This window comes from Nitrosomonas ureae (assembly GCF_900108305.1).
Classification (GTDB): Bacteria; Pseudomonadota; Gammaproteobacteria; order Burkholderiales; family Nitrosomonadaceae; genus Nitrosomonas; species Nitrosomonas ureae_B.
Genome location: NZ_FNUX01000001.1, coordinates 68,685 through 87,471, shown reverse-complemented (window position 1 = coordinate 87,471; position 18,787 = coordinate 68,685). Strand labels below are relative to the sequence as shown.

The window sequence follows — 18,787 nt, the reverse complement described above, 5'->3', positions numbered from 1 at the left end:
TAATCTCCTCCTTATTTCATTTGAAATCCACTGGGCTCAGCAGCACCTGACGGACCTTTAGGTTGCTCAATCATATACTGTGGTGCATCCCTGTTGTCTGACGGATCAGTTTCCCGTTCCAGTCTTCCTTGAATTAGGAGCTCTCCGCGTCCTGGCCGTATAAATGCATCGGTTGGTATGGCATGATCCGGCTGCAATGGTTGTACCAGACGTGGCGTGACGATAATCATCAACTCGGTTTTATCCATCAGATAATTACTGCTGCTGAATAGGGCACCCAGCACCGGCACTTCTCCCAGCATCGGGAAGCGTTTGATTTGTTCTTTGAAGTTGTCCTGTAATAATCCACCGATCGCCAGTGATTGGCCATCGCGCAGTTGAACAGTCGTTGAAATACGGCGCGTCTTGAAAGTCGGCACTGCCACAATGGCACCCAAGCCCGTCGAAGCAACTTGCTGAAATGATACCAACTCAGAGACTTCCGGGTTGACTCTTAAATTGATCCGGCCTTCTTCCAAAACTGTAGGCAGGAAAATTAATCCGACGCCAAACTGCTTGGATTGCAGCCTGACAGCACCCCCCACGCCTGAAGTGACAGGAATCATGATTTCGCCCCCCACCAGAAAACTGGCTTCCTGACCGCTAATCGCAACAATATTCGGCTCAGCAAGGACTTTTATGACGTTATCCGTTTTCTCAGCATCAATTAAGAAAGAGCCTCCCTCGCTTGCACCGCCTAAAAGGGTTGAAGTAGGTAGATTCTTCCCTAGCAGTAAGCTTGCCGGGCTGCCTCCGATTAAACCTGCCATCACCTGAGTCCAGGCGCTTCCGGTTTTTCTCATCGCACCTTGAAAATCAAAACCCAGTTTCTCGGCTTCGGTTCGGTTCACTTCAGCAACTTTTACCTCCAGCATGACTTGCTGGTGATCACGAACCCCTAGTAAATTAATCACTTTAAAATTACCGAGACCAGAACCTGCACCCGGAGAATTTGCTTCATTTTGCGAACCTTGCCGCAGCATTTGCATCGCCTGCATTCCCCCTTGCCCACCACCACCGCCTGCTTGTCCGTCAGCATCGGGTTGGTTACTTTGAAGATTCATCATCATATTAAGTACCGAAGTACGAACAAAGGCATCAGCCAGCGCGATAATCCGGTCAGCTTTTAATGTATTCGATACCATGCCTGACACAATAAGTGAATCACCTGCTGCAGTGATTTGAATATCTTTCTCGTCGGGCATAATTGCCTGCAATTGATGCTTTAATGCCGTTACATCCATGAGCACGGTGACGTCAATAACGGTTGTCTTGCCGTCTCTTGTCCATAGCGTAATATTAGTCATGCCGACAATCTTGCCCAGGATATAAACTTCCTGCGGATTGATTAACATGACATCAGCCACGCTGGGACTACCCACCGATATCCGTTTAATGGCGTTGGGTAATTTCAGCAATGTTGATTTGCCCAATGTGACATTCATTTTGGCAGCACCCGTTTGCGATAGATAATGCTCGGGCAACATTTTTTGTTCCGCGAGAGACGGAATGGATTTAGCGAGTATCGTTGTCTGAGCATGTGCAGGTGATTGCAGAATCATTAATGAAGCCAAGCCAACAGGCAGAAGAATACGAGAATAACTCTTGATGGTCGCTATCAGAAAGTTGTTGATGAACAGTCGCTTCATTTGCCTTTTCCTTCTGTCAATTTGGTTTCGGTTTTATTCAATCCACGGATAATCGCAATAGATTCATACTGCGGTTCTCTGGAACGATAAACAGTTTTCTGCTCGGCCGGTGCTGTCGTGGTTGGCGCGGGTTGCTTGAGTAGATCAGAAATGCGTCTTCCCTGTGTATCGGTAGGATGGCCATCGACCTGATTGCGCAGTGCCAAAGAAAGTGTGCCGATACTGCGGGCAAGATCCAGGGTTTCGGCTTGCTCAGGAGATACCTCTAACGTCACGGCTGTGACTACCTTAGGCTTGGTATCATCACGACCGACATCTTGTGCGATGGCAAGTACTAGAATCTGTTCCAGCACCAGCTTCGAGAATGGTTTCTGGTTTTCATCCTTGGCGCTGACCAGAATATCCACCAGGTTGCCAGGTAATGCGAAACCGGCTACGCCAATGACATCATTCACTCGCACTGTAATAGCCCGCTTGCCTTCTGCAATCACCCCCGATAGGCCGCCTGAGGTGCCAATTGGGGCCAATTTGGATTCCAGAACGGGTTCTCCGGCCACCAGATGCGTTTTAAGTACACGGTTTTCCAGCAGTTCAATTTCTTGAAATGCACCGATGGGAATGCTGCCACTTGGCCAATCTGTTTTCTTCAGCATATCGTGGGCCAGTCGTGTGCCGGCATCAATATCGCGCATCGCGACAAATACCGTTGATGCATCAACACGTGTCTTCTCATGGATCCATTTACCTGCAACCGCTACAGCCACCAATCCAAGTAACAGTGAAACCAGAATCATCAAAAGCGCTCGGGTATTTTTCATATTTGCATTCCTAAAATCTTTTAGTCATTAGTTCAGTACATTATTGGTAGCTTTAGTCTTTTTAAAGCTACGGAATAGCGTGGCTAAACTTTATGGAATATTTTGATTTCCACTTTCAATCAAACCATCTACATTTGATGGTTTGATTGTAGTGAGTATTTCGGTGGGACTATTTCAGGAAGAGAGCGGTAATTTACGGCTAATTCCGTTTGGCAGGTTTTTATTGGCGAGACTTATTTTAGAAGATATACGGAATAATCCGGTACCGCACCTTCAACATATAGTGGCGATATGCCGGATCAAGAGACAGGTGTCTTTCTTCCCTGAAAATACGCAAACAAAGAAAACTCATCGTTACTAAGTAAAGAATCAGATTCATGGTAGTGGTATGCACTAAAACATAACCGCCAAATATCAAAAAATAACTGGCATAGAGGGGATGGCGAACCATACGGTACATCCATCCCGTTTTGATTTCACGTTTGGCGGCCACAATGGCGAAACTTCGATTGAGAGAGATAAGACCGGCAATTTGCAGTATTGTACCCAGTGCGATCAATATTTCTGCTTGCGGCAAAACCCCGTAATCGGCTGGCCGTAAAAAAAGCGGTGCAAATGAACCGATAATTGCTACGACCCAGTCGGATGGAATCACTGAAACAGTTTTTGGGTTACTGCGGAAAATAAAAAAAACTGTTGTTAATGCTTCAGAAATAATGATCAGCAGCAGTGATAATTTACCTGTATCCAGAAACACTAAGAAATGCGCATAAGCGAAAATACCAAAGAATGCTGCCAGTAATGCACCGCTATATAAATTGAATCGACTGGATTGCAGAATGATAGGGAGTGTACTCATTGGTAGTATCCTATAAAGAGATTATTTGTGAAGCTAATCAATGGTTCTGTTGCTATTTCTTCAGTCTTTCTGTTAATCAATCATTAGCGTTGAGTGATTAATCGCCAAGGAAGTTATGGTTCCCACTGCTATTGCTATGCCGTAAGGCAGTTTTCCGACAGAGTCCGGAGCTTCTTCAAGCACGGAAAGATTATCTTTTGAAGGCTTGGATTTATTGACTGACAATACCGACAAGAACATGAAGATGAAATTATCCATCAATCTACGTAATACTCCTCGCTGCAATGCGACAACCAATGCAATGATGCCGCCAGCAATCAGGGTGTACAGGAATACGCTAATGATGTCATTCGTCCCGACAAATGCCCCGACCATGGCCATGAGCTTGACATCTCCGGCACCCATCATGCGCAGCAGATAGAGTGGCAGCAACAGTAGCAATCCGATGCCCCATCCCATTAGTGATTCAGTGAATCCTATCCCTACAGGCAAGAAAGTGTTTAATAGGACACCCAGTAATGCACCTGAGAAAACAAGCGTGTTGCTGATGCGGTAACTACGAAAATCCTGCCAAGCTGCGACAGAAAGCAACAGTAACAAAACATTTATCGTTAGAAGATGCATAGCCAGCCCTATTTTTCATCTATACGATTAAAAAAGACCACCCAGCAAGCGATGGATGGTCTCTTAAAACAAAGAACAACTAAATAGAATTGGACGGTGATTATAATGCAGCCGTTACCTGTGCAAATAATCCATCTAAGCCTACGCCAAGAGCCCGTACTGTGCCGATAATAGCCACCGCAATTAGCGCAACCATCAAACCATATTCAACCGCAGTAGCGCCTGCTTCGTCATACCAAAAATTTTTAATACCTTGTACTAATTTTTCCATGATTTTTTCCTTTGTGATTAAAGTTAACAATCGCCTACTTGTTGAAATAGACTTCATTGGTTTCGGCAAGCTTCGTTGAATCTTTAGTACATATTTAAGCTTGCTTGCGACAAACGGTAGTTACTTGTTTTTTTAACTACCGATATGTGCATTTTAGGCGAGCTAATATTACCTATCCATAGGAAATTACTCCTTTTCTATTAGTACATTAATACATATTCCCAGTAGTATATTTGTACTGTGTATAACAGGCGCAATTCGCGCCTGACGATAGAAGGTATGCTGCACCGAATGAAGATTCCTAATCGTGCTAAAAGAGCGTAGCGCATATCGTAAACATCGTGAATGTTCTCCATTGCCAGGGATGATGATCCATTAGAATGACAGTAGGCCTGATAGCGAATCAAAATTTGAATTTTCTGAATCCGCTATGTTTTTTTACTGTTTTCCAATCTGGCCTGAATGCTTGCATAATTTAAATGAGGTGCAAACATTTCGATAAAATCGAAAATATAACCACGCAAATAACTATGGCGGCTTATGCCGATACGCGTTGTGCTGGATTCAAACAAGTGACTGGCATCAATAGACCTTAGATTCTTGTCACGTTTGGCATCAAAAGCCATATTGGCCAGTATGCCAACGCCCAGTCCCAATTCTACGTAAGTTTTAATGATGTCTGAGTCGATTGCCGTCAATACCACATTAGGCTCCAGCCCACAGTTTGCAAAAGCCTGATTAATTTTTGAGCGGCCAGTGAAAGCGAAGTCATAAGTAATGATGGGATATTGATTGATCGCTTCCAATGTAAGTTTTTTTATCTTCAGGAGTGGATGCTTGGGGGGTACAATGACACATCGATTCCATTCATAACATGGCAGCATGACCAGCTCCTGAAAGTGTTCAATGGCTTCTGTGGCAATTGCGACATCCGCTTCGCCGGAAGTTACTAAGGCTGAGATTTGCATCGGACTGCCTTGACGCAGGATAAGTCTAACTTTTGGATATCGCGCGGTAAAGCGCTTGATTACGGCCGGTAGAGCGTAGCGAGCCTGAGTGTGCGTGGTTGCGATTGTTAGTGTTCCGCCTGCTTCATTGGTAAATTCCTGCGCGATTTTCTTCAGATTATCGGCATCGCGGAGCATTCTGGTGGCTGTTTTTATGATCAGCTGCCCGGGCGGGGTTATTTGTACGATACGTTTACCATTGCGCAAAAAAATATCGACGCCTAGCTCGTTTTCAAGCATCTGGATCTGTTTGCTGATGGCCGGTTGAGAAGTGTGCAGATTCTTGGCTGCCCTGGATAGATTCATATCCTGACGAGCAGTTTCACACAAATAGCGGAGTTGTTGAAGTTTCATGGGCGCACCTGGTAATAATAAATGGTTATATACATCTAATATAATATTATTTTGATTTATAAAAATGTATTGTTATCATAATAAATGGCTAAAAAAGTAAATTGAAAGGCAATTATTAAATCTATTCTGTGTGGTTCTCTGATCGACTTTTTTCACACTGCTCAGTTGGTTGTTATTGGCACGCGGCGGCTATTGTCGTTAGTTTTTGGTAGAATAACGAATTGGCTATTCTGTCTGTGTCGGTTGCATGTATCAACGATGCTGGAATGCTGAATGATCACTGACCGATTCGGTCAGGGTTGAAAAAAATTCAAATAATTGGTGGTGGGTGAAATTGTTCTTAATTGAATGGCAGGGATAGGCATCTGGAATGGCGAGTTGCTTATTTTTTGACAAATTCCGGCAATTTCCATTAATGAAACAAGGATTGATTGATGAGTACGAATGTAGAGAATAAGCCTAAACAAGTGAGTTGGTTTAATGGTTGCGGCGGGCGGATTGGTATAGTGGTGGGTGAAAACGGCGAGCACGCTTATATCGGCGTGGCGTTAAGGCATGATGAAGATGATGATGTGGATCATATCATGAAGTATGGCGCCAAATTCCCCTTGGATGCGGCATTGTTGCTGCCGGTGTCTAAGCACTATACGCAGGAATCCTGAAGGCCTGGTAAACATCTTGAACAAATGAGCGAGGAAATTAAATATGTATCGCTATGATGAATATGATCAACAGATAGTGAATGAGCGCGTCATGCAATACCGTGATCAGGTGCGCCGACGCCTGTCAGGAGAGTTGACTGAAGAGGAGTTTCTTCCATTGCGGCTGCAGAATGGCTTATATATGCAGATCCATGCTTATATGCTGCGCATTGCAGTGCCGTATGGTTTGATATCTTCTAAGCAGATGCGCATGTTTGCTCATATTGCACGAAAATACGATCGTGGTTATGGTCATTTCACGACGCGTCAGAATATTCAATTTAACTGGCTTAAACTGGAGGATACCCCGGATATCCTGGCGGATTTGGCATCAGTTGAAATGCATGCTATTCAAACTTCCGGGAATTGTGTGCGTAATATTACATCGGATGAATTTGCCGGCGTGGCACAGGATGAAGTAGTTGATCCGCGTCCTTATGCGGAGATTTTGCGCCAGTGGAGCACTTTCCATCCGGAATTTGCATATCTGCCGCGAAAATTTAAAATCGCCATCAGCGGGGGAAAAGAAGATCGTGCTGCTATCTATGCGCATGACATCGGATTGGCGGTGACAAAGAATGCGCAAGGTGAAATCGGCTTTCGGGTATTGGTTGGCGGTGGATTGGGACGGACGCCGATTATTGGCAGTGAAATTTGTGAGTTTGTGCCATGGCAGCATATCTTGACGTATGTTGAATCTATCTTACGCGTGTATAACGAATATGGCCGCCGCGATAACAAATTTAAAGCGCGCATCAAAATACTGGTGAAAGCACTCGGTATTGATGAATTCAAGCGCCGGGTGGAGGCGGATTGGGCTGATCTGAAAGATGGTCCGGGTACATTGACTATTGAGGAAGTCGATCGTGTTGCCTCTTTTTTTTCTGATCCGTCTTATGAAACACTAACCGATCATGACGCGAAATTAAATGAATTCAAGGCGGACAGCCGTTCATTCTCGAACTGGTTATCGCGCAACGTTAGACCTCATCGTATTCCGGGTTACGCGATCGTTGTTTTGTCGCTGAAAAAACCTGGTGATGCGCCCGGTGATGCTACGGCTGAACAAATGGAAGCGGTCGCGGATTTGGCGGATCGATACAGCTTTGGTGAATTGCGCATCACGCATAAGCAAAATCTGGTATTGGCGGACGTCAGGCAGAAAGACTTGATTCGTTTATGGCAAGAGGCGTCCGGGCATGAATTGACCACACCCAATATTGGCATGTTGACCGATATTATTAGTTGTCCCGGAGCGGAATTTTGCACGCTGGCTAATGCTCGTTCGATACCGCTGGCAAAGGTAATTGCCGAATGCTTTGAAGATCTGGACTATCAGCATGATATCGGTGAAATTACGTTGAACATCTCGGGTTGCGTGAATGCTTGCGGGCAACATCATATTGGCAATATTGGCATCACTGGCGTGGAAAAGAAAGATCACGACGAATGGTATCAAGTTTCGATCGGTGGCGCGGAAGGCAACGACAGCTCGATTAGTAAAATTATTGGTCCGTCATTTACTTTCAATCAAGTGCCTGAAGTTATCGAGCGCTTGATTCATGTGTATCTGCGTGAGCGTATGGAAACCGAGCGTTTCATTGAGACGGTGCGTCGTATTGGTCATGCGCCATTCAAAGAGCATGTATACGCTACTGGCTTTATGGCTCAGGAAGAAAAGGTTGCGGGCAAATACATCGTGGAGTCTGCGCAGTACGAGATTCCTTATTATTCCCCCAGGTTCTGATATTGATATGATTATAAAAAATAAAACTATCGTTGCGGACGATTGGACGGTCTTGCGGCTACAGGAGCAAGATACTGCTGAGGAAACAATAGTTTCAGCCGGAAAAATTATCGTTCCGCTAAAAGTGTGGCGAGCCCAGCGCGAAACGTTACAGCAGCGTCAGGACATCGGCGTTTGGTTGGCTAGTGATGAGCGTGCGGAAGATTTGAAGGGTGATATACAAAAATTCTCTGTGATTGCGGTTGATTTTCCGAAATTTTCGGATGGTCGAGGGTATTCCATTGCGTATAACCTGCGTGCACGACTCGGCTATAAGGGTGAATTGCGAGCGATCGGCGATGTGTTGCGCGATCAATTGTTCTACATGCAACGGGTTGGTTTTGATGCTTTTGTGCCGCGTCCGGATCGCAAGATTGAAGATGCACTAAAGGGTCTCAGTGATTTCTCTGAGGTTTATCAGACTTCCTTTGATCCGGTTTTGCCCCTGTTTCGACGCACGCAGCGCAAAGGAAATTCGGCTGCAGGCACGCTCAATGATTAATTTGCAACATAGAGTTGATCAGGTTGTGGCGGTTCTGACTGAAGCTGTGCGTGATTATGCTCCAGTAGCGTTTGCTAATAGCCTGGGTGCTGAAGATATGGTGCTGACAGACATCATTGACCGGCATCATATCGAAATCGAAATGTTTAGTCTGGATACCGGGCGTTTGCCGCAAGAAACTTATGATCTGATGCAAACTGTGCGAGAGCGCTACAAAACGACATTGCACATCTATTTCCCCAATGTAAAGCAGATTGAAGAATATGTTGCTGAGCACGGTGTCAATGGTTTTTATCAAAGCGTTGATTTGCGTAAAAGTTGTTGCTACATTCGCAAAGTGGAGCCATTGCGTCGTGCCTTGCAGGGTAAGCGAGGATGGGTCACCGGAATTAGGCGTGAACAGGCATCAACTCGGGCAAACCTGAGAGTTTCTGAATATGATATGAGCAATCGTATGCAAAAGATTAATCCATTGCTGGAATGGACTCATGCGGAAGTTTGGGAATATCTCAAACACTATGAAGTGCCTTATAACAAACTGCATGACAAATTTTATCCCAGTATCGGCTGCGCTCCCTGTACGCGCGCTATTACACCGGGAGAAGATATACGTTCCGGGCGCTGGTGGTGGGAAACGCCGGAAACCAAGGAATGCGGATTACATACCGAAAAGGTAGTTCAGTCAAAATAATCGCGCTTAGCTGAGAAAGCATTTCGTCCTGGGTGGTTTCCATTCTTATCGTGATACGGCACATAATTTTCCTGGGGTTAGTGCATTTTTGGATCAGCGTGTCAAAGAACTGGGCGAGCGGCAATTGTACGCTGCATGGCGGGCTCGATTAAGAAAGGCAGGATGGCGCTGCATTCTGGGACACAAAGTTGTAATGCGTTGCACGATTCCCCGTGATCTTTTGTCACGGGGGTGTTTATTATGTTTTATTTGATATTTATTCGTATTGTGGAAATTACTGGTAAATTTCTCTCTATTCCTGATCTACGCATATAAAAATAAACTATATCTCTAATACAATAAGTTACGGTTGCATCAGAAACTGTAAGGGAAGTAATAAATCAAGCTGACACGATATGAATATAATAAATAACCCAGATCTGAAACTAAATGGGTGCACTATTCTGATGGTGGAAGATAATGAATTGAATCAACAGGTAGCCCAAGCACTACTAGAATATAATAGAGCTGTTGTATCTATTGCAAGTAACCAGAAAGAAGCATTGGATAAATTAAGTAAGGAATTTTGACTGTGTACTGATGGATGTTGAAATGCCCATTTTGGATGGCTTAGGGGCTACAAAAATGATCCGGGCTAATCCGCACAAGAGTGGTCGAGGATGTCGATCATTGCATTAACAGCCAATGCGGATCAGAATTATAGAGATTCGTGCCGGAGTGCCGGTATGAATGGAATGATTTTTTAGTCAAATCAATTGACCCGGAGCAACTAGTTATCATCATGATGGCCTATTTTCCCATTAGTAATAATAATCATTAAAAATATATGGAATTATGACAAAGATGGATGCTACGTTTTATACCCGACAGGAAACAACAACTACTTTATCAAATTTTAACTTTGGTTTCACGATTGCTGATTTCTATCGTCGCGACGGCTTGGTTAGATTGGATCAAGTATTTCTGGATTTTCTTCGTACCGGGGATGAGGCGCTACATAAAAAACTGGAGCAGGCGCGTGTGCATCCTGACGGTCTGTTGCCTAAAGACGAATCTGCATTGTTGATTGAAATTGCACCTTGGCTGGAAGATTTCGTTGCCCGGTTGTTTAACATTGAGAATGAAGTGCAGCAGCTGGCGGCACAACATCATGAGCTGGCTCCGTTATATTTTTGCAAACGACAGTTTGTTCAGCGGCGCGCAAAGGGAAAAGTCAGCGATGAAGAATTGGCTGGCATTGATGGATTGGCTCTTGAGAAGGAGCTGGCTGCAGAATTTGGGGAGGCTTTCTCCGAATTGGTTTTTGCTGCCAAAGTGACGCAGTGGATGGATGCAGAAGCGGATAATGAGTCCCGGTTGAACAAAGCACTCCACTATGCCGCCTGGGCGCTGCGAACGCCGGCTGGACAGCAACATACGCGGCAAGGTATTTTGTTTAAGTCGCCTGCCAAATTAGATTTTCAGCATCTGTTATCGTTGGAAACGGATGAGTCGGCAGGATATCCGGTGCATCGGTTAAGTCACTTGCGTGAACGCAATGGTTTTGCGCTGACCGATACTGGAACTGATTTGATGGGCGCGCTCGATGAAGCTAATTACTGCATCTGGTGCCATGAGCAAGGTAAAGATTCATGCTCTAAAGGTCTGATACAGAAATCCAAATCACCGGATGAACCGCCTGCTTTCAAGCGTAGTGAGCTGGGTGCGTTGCTCGCAGGCTGTCCGTTGGAAGAGCGCATTTCCGAATTTCATAAGCTCAAGACACAAGGAGTCGCAGTAGGAAGTCTGGCTATGATCGTGCTGGATAATCCGATGTGTGCCGGAACCGGTCATCGGATTTGTAACGATTGCATGAAATCTTGTATTTATCAGAAGCAGGAACCGGTTGATATCCCTCAAGCCGAGACGAGAACGCTGAAAGATGTGCTGGCATTGCCATGGGGATTTGAAATTTATAGTTTATTAACGCGCTGGAATCCTTTGAATTTGCATCGACCGGTGCCGAAGGAGTCATCCGGCCGCAAGGTTCTGGTGGTCGGTATGGGACCGGCCGGATATACGCTGGCACATCATTTAATGAATGAAGGTCACGCGGTGGTGGGTATTGACGGGCTTAAGATTGAATCTCTGCCGGAAGAGATCTCGGGGGTAAATTTACAGGGTGAGCGAGTGCCATTTCAGGCGATCCGGTCGGCTAGCACGTTAGAAGAAAACCTGGATCAACGTATGCCGGGTGGTTTTGGCGGGGTGGCAGAATACGGAATCACCGTGCGCTGGAACAAAAATTTTCTTAAGCTGATTCGGTTGCTGCTGGAGCGTAGAGAAGAGTTTGCGCTGCTTGGAGGTGTGCGTTTTGGTGGCACATTGACTGCCGATGATGCCTTTGCCATGGGATTTGACCATGTTGCTCTGGCCGCAGGCGCTGGACGGCCCACTGTTCTGGATTTGCCAAATGGATTGGCGCGCGGGGTGCGTGCCGCATCAGATTTCTTGATGGCCTTGCAGCTTACAGGAGCTGCGCAAAGCGATTCGATTGCGAATATGCAGTTACGTTTGCCGGTGGTGGTGATCGGTGGCGGTTTAACTGCTATCGATACAGCAACCGAGGCATTGGCATATTACCCGGTTCAGGTGGAGAAGTTTCTGCAACGCTATGAAATACTGACAGTAGTACAAGGCGAAGATGTGATCCGTGAGGCGTGGGATGATGAGGAGAAAAAAATTGCTGACGAGTTCCTTAATCATGCTCGAGCTATTCGAGCAGAGCGTCAGGATGCAAAAAAAGCAGGGCGTGGGCCGCATATTATCAATTTGCTGCAAGCCTGGGGCGGTGCGACAATAGCTTACCGTAAACGTCTGATCGATAGTCCTTCCTATACATTAAATCATGAGGAAGTGGAAAAGGCGCTGGAAGAAGGCATCTGGTTTGCTGAGGGGATGACTCCAAAGCGCGTTAATGTGGATCAATGGGGACACACGCAATCGGTGCAATTTGGCGTGCAAAAACGGGATGAAACCGGACAATGGCAAGATGCAGGCAACGTCGAGTTACCAGCCCGTGCATTGCTGGTCGCTGCCGGCACTCAACCTAATACAGTGCTGGCACGGGAAGATGAGAAACTATTCAAACTCAATGGCCGATATTTTGCTGCTTGCGATGAGGAAGGGAATCCAGTGCAGCCGGAGTATGCGAATCCCAAACCCGAGACACCGATGGTATTGCTCAGCCGTTATCGGGATGATCAGGATGGCCGCTTTATAAGTTTCTTTGGTGATTTGCATCCATCCTATTCCGGTAATGTGGTGAAAGCGATGTCGAGTGCCAAGCAGGGCTATCCGGCGGTACACCGGGTGCTGGAGCGTGTTAAACCAAAGTCGAGCCTGTCGACCCGGGAATTTTTTGCGGATCTTAACAATCAGCTTCGCCCAACGGTTTATAAAGTAGAAAGGCTTGCTCCCAATATCATCGAAATCGTTGTGCATGCGCCAATGGCAGCAGAGCATTTCCAGCCAGGCCAATTTTATCGTTTCCAGAATTATGCAACACTGGCAACAATTGCCGGAGATACCCGGCTTGCAATGGAAGGTTTGGCGTTGACGGGTGCATCTGTGGATATCGAACTCGGGCTGGTTTCGCTCATTGTTTTGGAGATGGGCGGATCTTCTAATTTGTGTGCGATGTTGAAACCGGGTGAGCCGGTTGTGCTGATGGGGCCTACCGGAACGCCGACAGAAATCCCCGAGAATCAGACTGTGGTGTTGGTGGGCGGCGGTTTAGGCAATGCCGTGTTATTTTCTATTGGTGCAGCTGCGCGCGCAGCCGGATCGAAAGTGCTATATTTTGCTGGCTACAAGAAATTGGTTGATCGATATAAAATGGCTGAAATCGAGGCTGCGGCGGATATCGTCGTATGGTGTTGCGATGAGTCGCCTGGTTTTACAGCTACGCGTTCTCAGGATAAAAGTTATGTGGGGAATATCGTACAAGCGATGGTGGCTTATGCTAGCGGCGAATTAGGTGCGCAACCGGTAGCGCTGGCTGAAGCTGATCACATTATTGCAATTGGTTCAGATAGAATGATGGCTGCCGTTGGTGTAGCTCGTCATAACCAGTTGAAACCTTACTTGAAAGCAGATCATTTTGCTATTGGTTCGATTAACTCGCCCATGCAGTGCATGATGAAGGAGATTTGTGCGCAATGCCTGCAGCCGCATCAAGATCCGGAAACAGGAAAAATTACATATGTGTTTTCTTGCTTCAATCAAGATCAACCTTTGGATCAAGTGGATTTTTCGGGATTAAATACGCGCCTGCGCCAAAATACTGTCCAAGAAAAGTTAACGAACCGATGGGTCGATCGTTGTTTAAAGAATGGAGTATGAACTTCAATGATTTCTGAAGCAGAAAGAATCATTGTCGGATACGTCATTACCGGTTGATAGAGCAAAAATGCGGCAGATGTTTCATGACAATTCTGTGCTAGTTCGAAGATTTTGTATTAAATAACAAATTGTTAGATGAAAAATCATTGCTGACAAAAATTTGATCCTTGTTGAAGTAGATTAGAGCAACCAGGAAATGAGATGAATCAGTTAAGTGAATAAAATTCTTAACAGATAATCTTGCTGATCATTTAATTTCGACGATTCCAAAAGAATTCTTAATTGAAGATTTGATGGAAGCGTAATAATTGGATATTTATCCATCCAGACTGGATTATTTAATCCAGCGTTAATTACTGCGAAAAGTTGTGTGAATTATCGGAATATCATGCGATATCAAGTTTTTCTGATCCATTTAATGCACTACGCTCAAATTGATTTATAATTCGCAGTTCGTTAAAAGATTTAAACTCAATATTAGTTCTTATTTGCAAGCAGATAGGTAAGAAAAGGGAGATTATCAATGCATATAGGCATACCGGCAGAGATTCGCAGCGGAGAAACGCGTGTAGCCGCTACACCGGAGACCGTGAAAAAATATACTGCCAAGGGTGTTCATAAGGTTTTAGTCCAGCTAGGTGCCGGTGCGGGTGCCAGTATTCCGGATTCAGCCTATCAAGAGGCGGGCGCAATGATAGTCACTGATGTGGCTGAATTGTATGCGCAATCACAAATTGTGCTCAAAGTGCGTGGTCCGGAATCCGGTGAATTAGCGATGATGCGTAAGGATGCGGTATTGTTGGGATTGTTGTCGCCGCACCAGAAAGATGGCGTGGATGCACTTGCACAGCATGGATTGACCGCATTTGCAATGGAGAAATTACCGCGTATTTCGCGTGCGCAAAACATGGATGTTTTGTCATCACAAGCAAACATTGCGGGCTATAAGGCGGTGATTGTGGCGGCAAATGTCTATCAAAGATTCTTTCCAATGCTGATGACGGCAGCGGGTACTGTGAAGGCAGCGCGAGTTTTGATTTTGGGTGCGGGTGTCGCTGGATTGCAGGCTATTGCAACCGCAAAAAGATTGGGTGCCGTGGTTGAAGCGTTCGATGTGCGACCAGCGGTTAAGGAGCAGGTAGAGAGTTTGGGGGCGAAGTTTGTAGAGGTTCCGCTCAGTGAGGAAGAAAAAGCTCAGGCTGAGACAGCAGGTGGATATGCGGCAGAAATGTCGGATGATTACAAGCGGCGGCAAGGAGAATTAGTCCATGAGCGTGCGATTTTGGCAGATATCATTATTACCACCGCATTAATTCCTGGACGTCCAGCACCTGTTTTGATCAAAGAGGAAACCGTTCAGGCGATGAAGCAAGGTTCGGTTATTGTTGATATGGCGGTTGAAGCAGGCGGTAACTGCCCATTATCCGAGCTAAATAAGAATGTGATTAAACATGGCGTACATCTGATTGGTATTGCGAATCTTCCCGGTTTGGTGGCAGCCGACGCTAGTACTTTATATGCACGAAATCTGATGAATTTCCTTAACTTGATGCTTGATCAAGAAAATGATGCGCTGAAAATAGACCGCTCAGATGAAATTATCGCGGGAACATTGCTATGTGCAGGCGGAGAGGTCGCCGGAAAGTCATAATCACCCGCGATAAACTAAAAACGCTTTTTAGTTGTTGCATCAAGAAAGTACAGTTAACGAATTTTAAAGGAGTAAATATGATTGGTGAAATTGATCCGGTTATTATCAATCTAACGGTTTTTGTACTGGCAGTTTTTGTTGGCTATCATGTTGTGTGGAACGTTACACCGGCTCTGCATACCCCTCTGATGTCAGTGACTAACGCTATTTCCGGTATTATTCTTGTCGGTGCAATGTTGGCTGCAGGGCCGACGGAGACTGACTGGGGTGTTTGGCTAGGTGCTGCTGCAGTTACACTGGCAGCAATCAATGTTTTTGGTGGGTTTCTGGTGAGTCAACGGATGCTGGAAATGTTCAAGAAAAAAGATAAAAAAGGAAACGTGTAAATGTCAGCAAATATGGTAGCACTTGCATATTTAGTTGCTTCAGTATTTTTTATACTTGCACTAAAAGGCCTAAGCTCGCCGGAATCTGCGCGTCGTGGAAATTTGTTCGGCATGGTGGGTATGGCGATTGCTGTTGCCACAACTTTGACGCTTACGCAGAACTGGCTTTTGATTCTGGGATGTATTGCGGTGGGTGGCATCATTGGCGCGGTTGTGGCGCAACGCGTACAGATGACAGCAATGCCTGAATTGGTTGCTTTTATGCATTCACTGGTTGGTCTGGCAGCAGTATTTATTGCGGTTGCGGCGGTCAATAATCCGGTTTCATTCGGTTTGCCAGAGATTCTTCCCGGGGGCAGTAAGCTGGAATTGTTTTTGGGTACCTTTATTGGCGCCATGACATGGTCCGGTTCAGTCATCGCGTTCCTGAAGCTGTCAGGACGCATGAGTGGTACTCCGATTGTTTTCAGCGGTCAGCATATGCTTAATTTGTTGCTGGCAATCATCATGATCGGATTTGGTCTGTGGTTTTTCTTTAGCGAAACGACCAACTGGACCGCATTTATTGCAATGACCGCAATTGCTTTCATCTTGGGATTCCTGATTATTATTCCTATTGGCGGTGCTGATATGCCGGTAGTGATATCCATGCTTAACTCCTATTCGGGTTGGGCTGCTGCAGGTATTGGTTTTTCTTTGGGCAATCCAATGTTGATCATTGCAGGATCGCTGGTAGGCAGTTCGGGTGCGATTCTCTCGTATATCATGTGTAAAGCCATGAATCGGCCATTTCTATCAGTTATATTGGGTGGTTTTGGCAGTGATGGCGGAAGCGTAGCGGCGGCGGATGATGGTGTACAGAAGACATACCGCAGTGGCAGTGCGGAAGATGCCGCTTTCTTAATGGGTAATGCCGACAGCATCATTATTGTTCCTGGATATGGCTTGGCCGTTGCGAGAGCGCAACATGCTGTGAAGGAATTGGCTGAAATATTGCACGAAAAAGGCGTTAACGTACGCTTTGCGATTCATCCGGTAGCGGGGCGTATGCCGGGGCACATGAATGTATTGTTGGCAGAGGCCGAGATCCCTTATGAACAAGTTCTGGAAATGGATGAAATCAATAGCGATTTTTCAAACACAGATGTTGTGCTGGTATTGGGTGCGAATGATGTGGTGAATCCGGCAGCGAACGTTCCCGGTAGCCCGATTTATGGTATGCCGATACTGGATGCGCATAAAGCGCGTACCGTTATGGTGGTCAAACGCAGCATGGCTGTAGGTTATGCTGGTCTTGATAATGACCTATTCTATATGGATAAAACCATGATGATATTCGGGGATGCTAAAAAAGTCGTTGAGCATATGGTCAAGGCTTTGTGATGAATGATGAGAAGTATTGACTAATGGTAGAGACCTGGAATCAGGAGAACAACCACATGAAGAGTTGTTCTTCTTTTTCTAATATATTGAATAGCGGCTTATGATTTGAGCTTAAGTTTCAAGATCATTAAAAGGATGGGGTTTTGCAATACCGAACCCTTGAGCATAATTAATGCCAATCTCTTGTAATTTTGCAATGATATCGTCAGTTTCAACTAATTCGGCAATCGTTTTGATATTGGCTTCTTGAGCAAGTTGATGAATGGTTTTTATCTTGGCTAAATCTTCTTCGTCACGAAGTATATTGCAAACAATGCTACCATCAATTTTCAAGTAATCCACTTTAATTTTGCTCTGTATATTTAATGAATCAGGGTTATCGCTAAAGCTACAAAGTGAAACCAAGCAACCTAATTCATGAATTTTTTGTGTGAAGATATGTGTATCTGTCATATTATCTTTTGCATCTGAGACTTCGATTTCGAAGCAAAGACTGGAGCCAGCGACTTTGGTTTTTCGTAATTGATCTTGAATAAAATTGGGAAAGGCTAAATCTTTTAAAGTATCTCTGGCCAAATTCAGGTGAAATACCGAATTGGCTTCGGGGTGAATCGACAGCCATTGAACGATATGATTAATGATCCACCGATCCAGCTTAGGCATCATTTGGAATTGATCGACGAGAGGTAAGAATGAACCTGGAGGCATCAGGTTATTTTCTTCCTCATGCATCCGAATCAGAATCTCATAATGTAAGGAAGATGAATTAGGAGGTTTGATGGGAATTATTTTTTGGCAATAAAGATTAAACTCTTCCCCATCAATTGCTTGAGCAATACGTGCCGCAGTAATGCCTGATTTTGATGAGAGTGGTTGATTGTTTTGTTGAAGCTTTATATCATTGTTAGCTGTTGCCTCAATAGATTTTTTTAACTCGAGTTTTATTTTATCCTCATCTTTATTATTTTTTGAGAGGACGCGGCTTTTTTCTTGCGCGCGCGGGGTGTGCAACGTATAGAAGCCAATAGTTCTTCCTTTATTGTCAATGTGAGGAAGATATTGTTCTGTGAAAATATAGGGAAAGCCTTTGGTAGACTTAAGAACTCGTTCGTTGTGTATTGTTTTTCCAGTTAAGATTTTTTCAATATTATTCTGAATGTCAGAGAAGAATTCTTCATTTGAAAATTCTTTTAAACAGCGGCCATCAATCTGATCAGAATTTAATCCAAACCATCGGCGGAAAATTCGATTATGATACCGACAGCGGAGTTCGGTATTAAAATAGGCTAACATAACAGGAAAATTCTCATCAATAAATTGTGATTTTATCTTGTTTTCTGAGGCTGTTTTTTCGGCCCAAAGTCGATGCTTAATCTCATTTCCGAGTCTTTCCTTAGCGATATTGAGCTGATTATCAAGGCTCCTGGTATTTTTCTCAGCGTGCGCTAACTGAATGACTACTATTAATATTGCGAAGAGTAAGGAAAACCATAATGCAGGTAACCAATGGGAAGGGAGTTCATTGGTAATATATGTGCCTGTAATAATAAGCAATATAATCAGGGAAATGCAAATAGGCAAGTAGGGCTTGACGTTATTTAATAATGAGTTCTTTTGCACGGTAATTCCTTATTCCTGGTGGCATAGGTTAAGATGCGTTGCTACTATGTATAACAAATGAAG

Annotated in this window: 16 protein-coding genes; 9 read left to right on the top strand and 7 right to left on the bottom strand. The window is 44.9% G+C overall.

What is annotated here, in order from left to right; genetic code table 11:
* Positions 1-11: 11 nt before the first annotated feature.
* The 6 genes from C4S39_RS00385 to cysB form a co-directional block, all read right to left on the bottom strand.
* The gene (locus C4S39_RS00385) at positions 12-1,688 is read right to left on the bottom strand and encodes a type II and III secretion system protein family protein (protein WP_103965081.1); all 1,677 of its coding nucleotides are present in this window, start codon (positions 1,686-1,688) and stop codon (positions 12-14) included.
* Complete coding sequence (cpaB, locus tag C4S39_RS00380; protein WP_103965080.1) at positions 1,685-2,506, bottom strand: Flp pilus assembly protein CpaB; 822 nt, start codon at positions 2,504-2,506, stop codon at positions 1,685-1,687. Before cpaB ends, C4S39_RS00385 begins: the two co-directional genes overlap by 4 nt.
* Positions 2,507-2,744: 238 nt before the next feature.
* Positions 2,745-3,365, bottom strand: a complete 621-nt coding sequence (locus C4S39_RS00375) for a methyltransferase family protein (RefSeq protein WP_103965079.1) — start codon at positions 3,363-3,365, stop codon at positions 2,745-2,747.
* A gap of 72 nt (positions 3,366-3,437) precedes the next feature.
* Positions 3,438-3,965 (bottom strand): A24 family peptidase, encoded by a 528-nt coding sequence (locus tag C4S39_RS00370; RefSeq protein WP_258039217.1) that lies wholly within the window; start codon positions 3,963-3,965, stop codon positions 3,438-3,440.
* Positions 3,966-4,089: 124 nt separating this feature from the next.
* Positions 4,090-4,260, bottom strand: coding sequence for a Flp family type IVb pilin (locus tag C4S39_RS00365; RefSeq protein ID WP_103965077.1), 171 nt, complete (start codon positions 4,258-4,260; stop codon positions 4,090-4,092).
* Between the two features lie 428 nt (positions 4,261-4,688).
* Positions 4,689-5,621 (bottom strand): HTH-type transcriptional regulator CysB, encoded by a 933-nt coding sequence (gene cysB, locus C4S39_RS00360; RefSeq protein WP_103965076.1) that lies wholly within the window; start codon positions 5,619-5,621, stop codon positions 4,689-4,691.
* Between the two features lie 434 nt (positions 5,622-6,055).
* Here cysB and C4S39_RS00355 point away from each other — a divergent pair, with 434 nt between their 5' ends.
* From C4S39_RS00355 to C4S39_RS00310, 9 genes are all read left to right on the top strand, one after another.
* Positions 6,056-6,283, top strand: a complete 228-nt coding sequence (locus C4S39_RS00355) for a hypothetical protein (RefSeq protein WP_103965075.1) — start codon at positions 6,056-6,058, stop codon at positions 6,281-6,283.
* Positions 6,284-6,326: 43 nt separating this feature from the next.
* Positions 6,327-8,069 carry a nitrite/sulfite reductase gene (locus tag C4S39_RS00350; RefSeq protein ID WP_103965074.1) on the top strand — a complete coding sequence of 581 codons (1,743 nt, stop codon included), beginning with the start codon at positions 6,327-6,329 and terminating at the stop codon, positions 8,067-8,069.
* Between the two features lie 7 nt (positions 8,070-8,076).
* On the top strand, positions 8,077-8,610 hold the full coding sequence (locus tag C4S39_RS00345; RefSeq protein WP_181023708.1) for a DUF934 domain-containing protein: 534 nt from the start codon (positions 8,077-8,079) through the stop codon (positions 8,608-8,610).
* Positions 8,603-9,301 (top strand): phosphoadenylyl-sulfate reductase, encoded by a 699-nt coding sequence (locus C4S39_RS00340; protein ID WP_103965073.1) that lies wholly within the window; start codon positions 8,603-8,605, stop codon positions 9,299-9,301. Before C4S39_RS00345 ends, C4S39_RS00340 begins: the two co-directional genes overlap by 8 nt.
* A 395-nt stretch (positions 9,302-9,696) precedes the next feature.
* A complete protein-coding gene (locus tag C4S39_RS15625; protein ID WP_258039216.1) occupies positions 9,697-9,870 on the top strand; it encodes a hypothetical protein in 174 nt (57 codons plus the stop codon).
* Positions 9,871-10,144: 274 nt separating this feature from the next.
* The gene (locus tag C4S39_RS00330) at positions 10,145-13,684 is read left to right on the top strand and encodes an FAD-dependent oxidoreductase (protein WP_103965072.1); all 3,540 of its coding nucleotides are present in this window, start codon (positions 10,145-10,147) and stop codon (positions 13,682-13,684) included.
* A gap of 523 nt (positions 13,685-14,207) precedes the next feature.
* Positions 14,208-15,335, top strand: coding sequence for a Re/Si-specific NAD(P)(+) transhydrogenase subunit alpha (locus tag C4S39_RS00320; RefSeq protein WP_103965071.1), 1,128 nt, complete (start codon positions 14,208-14,210; stop codon positions 15,333-15,335).
* Positions 15,336-15,412: 77 nt separating this feature from the next.
* Positions 15,413-15,721, top strand: coding sequence for an NAD(P) transhydrogenase subunit alpha (locus tag C4S39_RS00315; RefSeq protein ID WP_103965070.1), 309 nt, complete (start codon positions 15,413-15,415; stop codon positions 15,719-15,721).
* Entirely contained in the window at positions 15,722-17,104 is a 1,383-nt protein-coding gene (locus tag C4S39_RS00310) for an NAD(P)(+) transhydrogenase (Re/Si-specific) subunit beta (RefSeq protein ID WP_103965069.1), read from the top strand.
* Between the two features lie 111 nt (positions 17,105-17,215).
* Here the strand turns inward: C4S39_RS00310 and C4S39_RS00305 are convergent, their stop codons facing one another.
* A complete protein-coding gene (locus C4S39_RS00305; protein ID WP_103965068.1) occupies positions 17,216-18,724 on the bottom strand; it encodes a sensor domain-containing phosphodiesterase in 1,509 nt (502 codons plus the stop codon).
* Positions 18,725-18,787: the final 63 nt, after the last annotated feature.

Bases quoted from the DNA above. Each gene is read 5' to 3' on its own strand.
- C4S39_RS00385 (WP_103965081.1), bottom strand. From the start codon at position 1,688: ATGAAGCGACTGTTCATCAACAACTTTCTGATAGCGACCATCAAGAGT.
- cpaB (WP_103965080.1), bottom strand. From the start codon at position 2,506: ATGAAAAATACCCGAGCGCTTTTGATGATTCTGGTTTCACTGTTACTT.
- C4S39_RS00375 (WP_103965079.1), bottom strand. From the start codon at position 3,365: ATGAGTACACTCCCTATCATTCTGCAATCCAGTCGATTCAATTTATAT.
- C4S39_RS00365 (WP_103965077.1), bottom strand. From the start codon at position 4,260: ATGGAAAAATTAGTACAAGGTATTAAAAATTTTTGGTATGACGAAGCA.
- cysB (WP_103965076.1), bottom strand. From the start codon at position 5,621: ATGAAACTTCAACAACTCCGCTATTTGTGTGAAACTGCTCGTCAGGAT.
- C4S39_RS00355 (WP_103965075.1), top strand. From the start codon at position 6,056: ATGAGTACGAATGTAGAGAATAAGCCTAAACAAGTGAGTTGGTTTAAT.
- C4S39_RS00350 (WP_103965074.1), top strand. From the start codon at position 6,327: ATGTATCGCTATGATGAATATGATCAACAGATAGTGAATGAGCGCGTC.
- C4S39_RS00345 (WP_181023708.1), top strand. From the start codon at position 8,077: ATGATTATAAAAAATAAAACTATCGTTGCGGACGATTGGACGGTCTTG.
- C4S39_RS00340 (WP_103965073.1), top strand. From the start codon at position 8,603: ATGATTAATTTGCAACATAGAGTTGATCAGGTTGTGGCGGTTCTGACT.
- C4S39_RS15625 (WP_258039216.1), top strand. From the start codon at position 9,697: ATGAATATAATAAATAACCCAGATCTGAAACTAAATGGGTGCACTATT.
- C4S39_RS00330 (WP_103965072.1), top strand. From the start codon at position 10,145: ATGGATGCTACGTTTTATACCCGACAGGAAACAACAACTACTTTATCA.
- C4S39_RS00320 (WP_103965071.1), top strand. From the start codon at position 14,208: ATGCATATAGGCATACCGGCAGAGATTCGCAGCGGAGAAACGCGTGTA.
- C4S39_RS00315 (WP_103965070.1), top strand. From the start codon at position 15,413: ATGATTGGTGAAATTGATCCGGTTATTATCAATCTAACGGTTTTTGTA.
- C4S39_RS00310 (WP_103965069.1), top strand. From the start codon at position 15,722: ATGTCAGCAAATATGGTAGCACTTGCATATTTAGTTGCTTCAGTATTT.